Raw genomic sequence first — 1,947 nt, 5'->3', positions numbered from 1 at the left:
TCAAGACTGACGAAGTTGGCAGGATTATGCTGACCAAGAATATGAGGGAAGCTGTTGTCAGGGCGGAGCGCGATATGGAGGAGGGCAAGTGTTTGTCGGAGTCAGACTTTAAAGAGCGTTTTGCAAAATGGCTTTAGAGATTAATTATTCTTCTCAGTTTGTAGAAGATTTGGAGGCAATCCTGTCTTTTTATGATGAGCGTAATGGAAGCGATAAGTTCAGTAAGAAGCTTATGAAGATGATTCATAAACAGATAGGGCTGTTGAAGACCATGCCAGAGATAGGGCGTTTGACTAACTTTCCTGGTGTTAGATTATTGTTTGTGGAACGCTTTGGCATCGAATATCAGATTCGTGAAAAAGAAGTGCTTATAGTCGATATCTTCTCTTGTGAAACAAGTCCGGAGGATAGGTATTTCAAGTAAAAAGTAAGCATCCAACCCCTTTTTAGGTGGTGTCGGAATTAGTCGTTACCTTTGTGCCATGATTCTAAAATAGGAGGTTATGGCAAGAAGATTGAAGACAGAGGAAATAGAAAATCCACTCCGAAATTTGGATTATTCAGAATAAATATCTATCTTTGCCCCAGAAAAAGAGGAGATTAGTTATGGACGACAAGAAATGCTCACAATCTGAAAGTCAGAGTTTATCTGTTGCAGAACCTGTAGCAGTTAGACCTCAAGACCCCTTGGACGGTATGCTTGCGTACATAACCGACCAAAATATAAGCGCTGCCTTACGCTATGAGTTAGGACATCGTATTATCCTGAGCGCAGAGCGCGACATGCAGGTAAGGCCGGTGTTTGAGTTGCAGAGACAGATTCGGGAACTTCAACGAAAGACAGGGCTTAAAGCAAGACCGCATGGAGATACTTTTGATAACGCCTTTGTCTTTGTCGATGCGTGTAGGGACGAATCGTTAATATCCAAGGCCTCAATCTATCTTACCGATCATTCAACACTGATGCTGAAGTTGATTCTTAACGACATCACCTCATCTGTTGATATTGGCAAGAGTGAGTTCACCTATTCTATTGTCAATACGGCGACAACATATACCAAGATGGGAAGAGGTACCACCGACGATGTCAAGTCTGTCAAGGAGTATTATAACCAGTTAAAGAAGCTGAAGAAGTGATGTCTGATCAACAAATGGACCAAGAAAAATCCCATGTGGCAGATAATGAGATTGTTTATCGTATGATATCCTCTCCACTTGGCTATAATGAGGTTACTGGTGTATCACCTGACTGTTTCAAACTTTTCCGTAAGAATGAGTCTTATATATCTGTTGAGAGGGCCAAGTACAGTTCCTTAGACGAGGCTCTGTCAAATGGAGAGAAAATCAAAATGTGGTTTGCTGACGGCGAGACTTTCTGGGGACTGGCATCCTTGAAGGTCAGTAAGATAAGGAAGCATGAGCTATTAGAAGTTATTTCAAAATATACAGACAAGCATCCTGGCCATGCAGGAATCCAGATGATGCTATCCGAAGACAATCAGGTTTACAAGAATAAAGACGGTGAACCAACTCCGATGGAGATTCTTGCTCTTCAGACCTATCTCTCTGGTATCGTGGAGGAGATAATTGAGAATCCTGCCAAAGACTTAGAAGAAACTACTACAATACTTTAAAAACAAACATTATCCTATACCCCGGTCACATCCCCCGATGTGACCCTAAACGATTTTATGCTAACCCCATGTGAGGGTAAGCCCCTCCCTGGAGGAGCATAGTAGCTGGCAAGGGGCAGCCTAAAGTGAAAATCCGCCCCGAAATTTGGATTATTCAGAATAAATCCGTATTTTTGCAGCGAAATTGGTATTAGCATGAAGAAGTTCTCTGAGGATAGTAAGCGGAAGTTAGGTCATGCTATATTGTATCTGGCCTACCATGTCGAGGACTTGAGCAAGTCTAAGTTGATTAAGCTCTTGTACTTGATGGAGG

The 1,947-nt window shown here is 42.1% G+C and carries 3 protein-coding genes; all 3 read left to right on the top strand.

Going from position 1 to position 1,947, the window contains the following annotated elements; genetic code table 11:
• The first annotated feature begins 127 nt into the window (after positions 1-127).
• The 3 genes from J6I68_RS12555 (at position 128) to J6I68_RS12545 (ending at position 1,634) form a co-directional block, all read left to right on the top strand.
• Entirely contained in the window at positions 128-424 is a 297-nt protein-coding gene (locus tag J6I68_RS12555) for a type II toxin-antitoxin system RelE/ParE family toxin (RefSeq protein ID WP_292220793.1), read from the top strand.
• Positions 425-606: 182 nt separating this feature from the next.
• Positions 607-1,137: a hypothetical protein gene (locus tag J6I68_RS12550; protein WP_292220791.1), complete on the top strand. Its 531-nt coding sequence runs from the start codon at positions 607-609 to the stop codon at positions 1,135-1,137.
• Positions 1,137-1,634 (top strand): hypothetical protein, encoded by a 498-nt coding sequence (locus tag J6I68_RS12545; RefSeq protein ID WP_292220789.1) that lies wholly within the window; start codon positions 1,137-1,139, stop codon positions 1,632-1,634. Before J6I68_RS12550 ends, J6I68_RS12545 begins: the two co-directional genes overlap by 1 nt.
• Positions 1,635-1,947 lie beyond the last annotated feature (313 nt).

The sequence above is a fragment of the Butyrivibrio sp. genome, from assembly GCF_017940685.1.
Classification (GTDB): domain Bacteria; phylum Bacillota; class Clostridia; order Lachnospirales; family Lachnospiraceae; genus Butyrivibrio.
Note: the sequence above shows the minus strand (reverse complement) of the source record. Positions and strands in the feature narration are given on the sequence as shown.

Coding starts and splice junctions, on each gene's coding strand:
- J6I68_RS12545 (WP_292220789.1), top strand. CDS start 1,137: ATGTCTGATCAACAAATGGACCAAGAAAAATCCCATGTGGCAGATAAT.
- J6I68_RS12555 (WP_292220793.1), top strand. CDS start 128: ATGGCTTTAGAGATTAATTATTCTTCTCAGTTTGTAGAAGATTTGGAG.
- J6I68_RS12550 (WP_292220791.1), top strand. CDS start 607: ATGGACGACAAGAAATGCTCACAATCTGAAAGTCAGAGTTTATCTGTT.